This is a genomic window from Paenibacillus sp. E194, assembly GCF_000935845.1.
Lineage (GTDB): Bacteria > Bacillota > Bacilli > Paenibacillales > Paenibacillaceae > Paenibacillus_B > Paenibacillus_B alvei_B.
In genome coordinates this window covers 1-6702 of the sequence record NZ_JMDX01000278.1, presented here as the reverse complement: position 1 = coordinate 6702, position 6702 = coordinate 1, and the positions used below count along the sequence as shown (strand labels likewise).

Sequence of the window (6702 nt, the reverse complement as noted above, 5' to 3'; positions counted from 1 at the left end):
AAGAACTTCTCAGTATCTCTATCTTTGAAGGGGTGAGGGTGTGCGCTTATAGGAGAAAATCTTATCTGCAGCATTCAGTTATATAGGTGTCACCACCTCTTGATCAACCATGGTAAAGTAAACTACTAATATATTTCTCTCTGATGCAGAGAAAACAAGGATATTTTAAACCTGTGATTTGGATAAGAAAATGTACCCTGAAAATTGAGGGTTGCTAAAATGGTTCTTTAATTTACTATTAAAAAATAGGTGGCTTATTGATGGATACTACATATGTTAGAGCAAGATTATTCACATCCTCTGCACTTTTCTTATTATTTTCATTTATCTTAGGTATAGTGTTTTTTTTAGTTCAGGCACTATTTGGTTATGATCCAACATACAGGGAATATATGCCTTTGGTTTCACTTTTATATTTAGGTTCAGTTTTTTTGCTGACTTATTATTCAGTGAAGCAATATTCAAAGGAGAGTCAATTTATCTTTTTTATAGCGTGCCTATCTTTCTTTATTAGACTAGTTTGGATTTTAACAATCGATACCCAGCCTATGTCAGATTTCCAAATGATGTATGATTCAGCAATAAAAATGGCTAATGGGGATTTTTCTTATAATAATGATGGATATTTTTTATCATGGACTTACCAACTCGGTTTTACCATGTATCAGGCATTAATTATAAAAATCTTTGGTTCACACTTAATTATATTAAAATTTTTAAACGTCCTTTTTTGTACTGGAACCACAGTATTAATTTATAAGATAGCATTGCAACTCTTCAATGATTTTTCGGCCAAATTTTCAAGTATAACATTCTGTTTCTTTATACCTAATATAATAATGAGTTCTGTTTTATCCAATCAGCACTTGGCAACTTTCCTTTTCTATCTTGGTTTCTATTTAATTATTGAAAAACTCGAACCAAGCAAAAAAACGAGTATCATCGCCGGAGCAATTATTTCGGTAGCAAATCTTATGCGCCCCCTTGGAAGCATGATCATATTATGCATAATAATATATTATTTTTTCTATTCTTATTGAAAAAACAGACCTTTAAATCGTCCGCGAAATTTTTAGGCGTTTTTATATTCACATATTTCACGGTTTTTTATTTAATAAGCTTTTTTGCAGTTGGAACAGGGATTTCATCCAGTCATCTTGTTAATCATAATCCATCTTGGAAATTTGTACTAGGACTCAACCACGAAACATCAGGCAGATATTCCCAATCAGATTATGATTTTGTGTACAGCTATCCCCTAGGTGAGGAAAGAATTCGCGTGGAGAAAGAATTAATCAGTGCACGCATATCAGATTATAGTAAGTTACCTCACCTATTTTTGAACAAAATAAAGCTTATGTGGGCAGAAAGTAGCGATGCACCTTATTGGAGTATGAGCTCCTTAGGAAAAGAGAAGCTTGCTAATGTGCTTTCTATTTTAGATCATGTTAGTTATTTTGTAATTATGCTCTTATTGCTATTCTCTATTCTATTATTGTTGTTTTCAAGGGATACCAATCATAAAATATTTTTCTTCTTATTACTTATATTGGCATATTTTTCAGTGCATTTAGTTATAGAAATTCAAACTAGATATAGATATTTTATTATGCCAGCCATCATGATCATTCAAGGGTATAGCTGTTACATTTTACTCTTGAAAATAAAAAAAGGTGGTTTTCTTTCTACAATTAAAAGTAGATATAATAATTTTAGACAAAAAACAACTACAGTGAAGTGATAAACAATAAAAGAAATCGCCGTCTCCACAAGAGAAAGACGGCGATTTCTTTTACTAACATTGGACAGCTAAGCAAATATCATTTATTCTCTAATATTTTCCTCATAAATTCCAACAAATCATCTCTTAATTCCGTACGCTGTATCGCATAATGCAATGTTGTCTCAATAAACCCAAGTTTCTCCCCTACATCATGGCGTTGACCTTCAAAATAATAGGCCATAAATCTCTCCCCGACTTAGGTATGGCATCATTCAGCTGAATTTAACCGTGTATACCCACTTCCTGCTGCTCTAGCAACTCTAATATAAAATATACGAGGCCTCAGTATGTAATGCCCATTATTTCCCAATTGGATGGAGCTAGTTCTTTTGAAGGCTCCTCTACGAGCCTTTCAGCTTGAACAATGTCATCTCCTAATATAACTGCAAAAGGTTCATCCCCAATTAATTTACGTGCGAACCATATTGCATGCCCTAGTCCACGTGGTTCTCTCTGTCGAAGTGTATATTCGCCATCTCAGAGGATCTTCTTACTTCTCCTAGTAGTGCCAGTTTATCTTTTTCTAATATGTTGTGTTCCAATTCAAAATTATCTAGCAAAGTGATCTTCTATTGCCCGTTTTCCTTTCCTGTAACAATAATAATATCTTCTATGCCGGAATCAACAGGTTCCTCAACAATATGTTGTATGATACGAGTTCCTAGTCCTGCTGTGCCGCTGGAATAATCGCTTTCCGCATCTTCATTTCAAACCTCCTAGGATTTCAGGATTTTCATTATTTTCACACTTTTCAGAAGGAACATTTATTTCTTTTTTTATTAAATAAAGCGGTCTATTTTTACTTTCATCATATATTCTAGCAATGTATTCGCCTATAATTCCGAGCGAAAGTAACTGAACACCACTAAATAAAGTTATAGCTACCATTATAGATGTCCATCCTGCTTCGGTCGGGACTCCTAAAATTTTCGATAGTAATGAATAAATAAGTACAATAAATGCTAAAATTACAGTAGAAAAACCTAACCTCATAATAAACTTCAGCGGTTTAGATGAAAAAGAGAATATTCCGTCCGAGGCAAATTTAATCATTTTCTTTAAAGGGTATTTTGTTACTCCTGCAAATCTCTCATTTCTGTTGTATTCTACATAAGTTTGATTGAATCCGACCCAACTTATCATACCTCTAATAAATCTATTTTTTTCTGTCATTTTATTAAAAACATATGCCACTTTTTTATCTATTAATCTAAAGTCACCCGTATCTCTAGGAATATCAACATCTGACATATACTTTAAAAACTTATAAAAATACTTTGCTGTTATAAGTTTAAAAAATGTCTCTCCTTCTCTTTTTTTTCTCTTTCCGTATACGACATCGTAACCTTCTTCCCATTTTTTAACCATTGTGAGTATAACTTCTGGTGGATCTTGTAGATCTGCATCAATTATTACAATTGCGTCCCCATTTGCTTTACTGATACCAGCACTCACGGCTGCTTGATGTCCAAAATTTCTTGAAAAGTCAATAACCTTCACACGCTGGTCTGATTGGGCAATTTCCGCTAATATTTCTAGAGTTCTATCTCTACTACCATCATTAACAAATATCAATTCGTATGAATGTTCAGCACTTTCCATTACTCTAGTTAGAGTTAGGTAACATTGTTCAATCACTTCTTCTTCATAATAGGCTGGAACGATTACTGATATTAACTTCAATTTATTGTTCTCCTCCTTGTACGGGTCAAATCAAATATTATTATAGTACTTAGCACAAAAAAGCCAGGTATGTAATTTAATACTGGCGTTAATTTTAGATTAGAGTAATACTGAAGGAAAAAAATTATTCTCTGATGTGCACAAGGCGGAACTACTAGAATATTTTTAATATTCGAAAGATTATACGAATCCACAACATTACTATTATACACGTATTCTAAATGTTGTGCATTATTAGGGGGGTTATATGTCTATACTTATTACAGGTAGAGCAGGTTACATAGGTTCTCATACCGTCCAAGCACTACTCGAGCAAGGGGATTGTCATAGTCGTTGATAACCTTTATACCGGACATCCTGAAGCAGCAAGAACCGTAGAATGATAGAGTGCGATATCCGCGATAAAGAAATACTCACTCAGATTGCTGACGATACCTGATATCTTCCCTTTAAAGGAATAGAGGGATCGACAAACCGAGATAATTCCTAATCAAAGAATCATCTTATTATATTTGATAAAATTTGATATCAATAGAAACACATTTCGCACTAAATAAATACCAAATTATGCAATAATCGTCATTCTGATTGAAAAGAGCATGATAAACAATTGTATGTTCGATATTTTATGCTAAAATTAAGTGTATAATTTGTCAGTAAAGGAGCGTCAAAATTGTCGACTTATGGATATACCGGCTCCAAAGCCACGAAAAACAACGAAGGCTCCAAAGCGCCATGGCTAATGTTTGGAGTCATCATCTTATTCTTACTTTGGTCATCATTTAAAGTTGCACTATTCAACGGACAAATATCAGATCATGAGCAACCGATATATATAGCAGCTGTATTTTCAGGAATACTCGCTATTATTACCGTAGCTATTGGTTGGAAACAACTCAAATGGTCTAGCCATAAAGATACCTTGTCCCTAGCTGTATTCTTATTGCCTTCAAGTTATGCGTTGTCGATGATAAACGCAACTTCGCAATATTTGGCGGAAAACATGCTACTTATCATGCTTATGTACGGAATCTTTTTTGTCGCATCATCTATTATAGCGCAAGATGGTGTCGTAAATCGAATGTTTAATCTAGCGTTGATGATGATTTCTTACATCATCGTCTTCTTTGGATTATTCCATTGGTTAGGAAACGGTTCATTTATTACATTGTTTATAAAGTGGATAGGAGTCCCTTTAACTGAATCAGGTGCATTTGGGAACGCAGTAATGGATGACTCGAATGGTGCTCGTCTTGCTTCAGTCTTCCAATATGCGAATACATATGCAGGATTTCTAATGGCTTTCCTGCTAGCAACTCTATTCTTTATCGGTAAATCGCGTATTTGGTGGGGAAAGTCCGGCCATGCATTTATGTTGGTTCCATTTATTCTATCTATCTTTTTGACTTTATCACGTGGTGGGTTGCTTCTTTTACCCGTTGCCTTTGTAGTAGTATTAATATTCCTAAAACCTTATCGTCAACTAATGTGGTTCATGCACTTAGCTGTTAGTGGAGTCATCACTCTACTCATTCTGAATCCTGTTACTGAGATTGGTTTAAGCGTACAAAAAGAGTTCTCAGCTATTAACTCGTTAAAAGGCTGGGCATATGTTATTCTAGGTTCTGCTCTTGCAGCAGCCATTACTTATGCACTGGAACGTTGGATTTCTCCGCGATTAGAGAAAATGACTGATGGATTGTCAAAGAAAAGTTGGGGGACATTGGCTATTCCTGTCGGCGGAGCTATTATTGCAGGACTACTGCTTTTCATCCTAATCGGAACCAATGTTAAGAACATGTTACCGGAGAACATCGCCACTCGATTGGAAACCGTGAACTTTAAGCAGCATAGTGTTCTGGAACGGATTACTTTCTACAAAGATTCGGTAAAAGTGTTAAAGGACTATCCCGTTTTAGGTGCTGGCGGAGGCGCGTGGTTCTCGCTCTTTGAAGAGTACCAAGATTACTCTTATAGATCTCGCCAAGCCCATAGTTACTATATGCAGTACTTAGTTGAGACAGGGATATTGGGTATTGCGCTATTACTGGGCTTCCTTATCTATATATATTGGAACTACATTCGCACATATTTTAAATCTAGTGATGAAAAACGCGACAGCCATTTTATTTACTTCATATTAGCAACAAGTATACTGATCCACAGCGCAATGGACTTTAACATGAGTTATGTATTTATCGGAATACTCGTGTTCCTTTGCCTTGGAGGGATGGCTTCATCCATTGAATCCAAACCGTTGCAAAAGTTCAAACCTAAAGCTCTTCGAGCTACATTCTCAAGTATTCTTGGTGTTATTGGTATTGGATTATTTATTACATCGCTTTTATTTACTCAAGCTTCGAGTGCATATCAAAGTTCGGTACGTACCGTAAATGAGACACATGACTTTAATGAAACGATGAAATATTTAAATAAAGCGTTGTCCATTCGCCCTACACATCCTGAGTATGCTGCCTTTGATGCTAAATTGTACTTTGAAGTGTATAAACAACAAAAGGACGAGCAGTTCTTTGATGAAGCTGTACGAGTACTGAATAAGGCCATCCAAGCGAACCCATACCATAAACAACCGTTATTACAACAATTAATCGATGGTTATAAGATTAAAGGTATGGATGAACAGATATATACTGTCTATTCCGAAAATGCGTCCAAGTTCCCTTGGGATATGTACTGGTACGATGGTTATATGGATTATACTGTACGGGAAGGTTATAAAGCCATCTCATCCGCGCCAGACAAAAAAGATAAATATCTCGATGAAGTTATTGCCGCATTTGAGCATGTAAAGGCAAAAGTTGAACGCTTAAAGGCTCTGCCAAAAGAGATTATTCCGAATAAGGAATTCTATATCAAATCTCAAATGGCAATGAATGCAGGACGTGCTTACTTTATGAAGGGCGAGCCAGGGCAAGCCGCAGAAGCGATGATGCCATACCTTCAAGAGGATTTCACAGATTCTAATAATATGGATTTAGCTCGTTGGTATGTTGCAGCAACCATTCAGCAAGGGCAAATCGATCAAGCTTGGTACGACAAGTTAATCGCTTTAAACCCTGATGAGAAGAATCAAATTGATCAAATCGCTGAACTTAAATTCAAAGCTGAATAATTATAGTAAAAAGCGACCCCTGAACTGTAACCCCATTTATGGACAGTATTAAAAGACGGTTACCATAGTCTTACGCAGTTAGAAGGTGGCTTCTGAATTCATC

At 35.5% G+C, this 6702-nt stretch carries 5 protein-coding genes and 1 pseudogene; 4 read left to right on the top strand and 2 right to left on the bottom strand.

Annotation, left to right across the window (positions count from 1 at the left end; translation table 11 throughout):
• Positions 1 to 260: 260 nt before the first annotated feature.
• Both AZ66_RS30185 and AZ66_RS31625 read left to right on the top strand, forming a co-directional pair.
• Entirely contained in the window at positions 261 to 1040 is a 780-nt protein-coding gene (locus AZ66_RS30185; RefSeq protein WP_052648849.1) for a glycosyltransferase family 39 protein, read from the top strand.
• A gap of 239 nt (positions 1041 to 1279) precedes the next feature.
• On the top strand, positions 1280 to 1741 hold the full coding sequence (locus AZ66_RS31625; protein ID WP_156160072.1) for a hypothetical protein: 462 nt from the start codon (positions 1280 to 1282) through the stop codon (positions 1739 to 1741).
• Positions 1742 to 1820: 79 nt separating this feature from the next.
• Here the strand turns inward: AZ66_RS31625 and AZ66_RS33115 are convergent.
• Together AZ66_RS33115 and AZ66_RS25020 are read right to left on the bottom strand one after the other, a co-directional pair.
• A pseudogene (locus tag AZ66_RS33115) lies at positions 1821 to 2489 on the bottom strand (UTP--glucose-1-phosphate uridylyltransferase).
• Positions 2486 to 3466 carry a glycosyltransferase family 2 protein gene (locus AZ66_RS25020; RefSeq protein ID WP_044357365.1) on the bottom strand — a complete coding sequence of 327 codons (981 nt, stop codon included), beginning with the start codon at positions 3464 to 3466 and terminating at the stop codon, positions 2486 to 2488. Before AZ66_RS25020 ends, AZ66_RS33115 begins: the two are co-directional and overlap by 4 nt.
• Positions 3467 to 3713: 247 nt before the next feature.
• Between AZ66_RS25020 and AZ66_RS33920 the strand changes: the two genes are divergently transcribed.
• Positions 3714 to 3803, top strand: a complete 90-nt coding sequence (locus AZ66_RS33920) for an NAD-dependent epimerase/dehydratase family protein (RefSeq protein ID WP_442950321.1) — start codon at positions 3714 to 3716, stop codon at positions 3801 to 3803.
• Between the two features lie 336 nt (positions 3804 to 4139).
• The gene (locus AZ66_RS25015) at positions 4140 to 6599 is read left to right on the top strand and encodes an O-antigen ligase family protein (RefSeq protein WP_044357364.1); all 2460 of its coding nucleotides are present in this window, start codon (positions 4140 to 4142) and stop codon (positions 6597 to 6599) included.
• The last annotated feature ends 103 nt before the right edge of the window (positions 6600 to 6702 follow it).

Coding starts and splice junctions, on each gene's coding strand:
- AZ66_RS30185 (WP_052648849.1), top strand. CDS start 261: ATGGATACTACATATGTTAGAGCAAGATTATTCACATCCTCTGCACTT.
- AZ66_RS33920 (WP_442950321.1), top strand. CDS start 3,714: ATGTCTATACTTATTACAGGTAGAGCAGGTTACATAGGTTCTCATACC.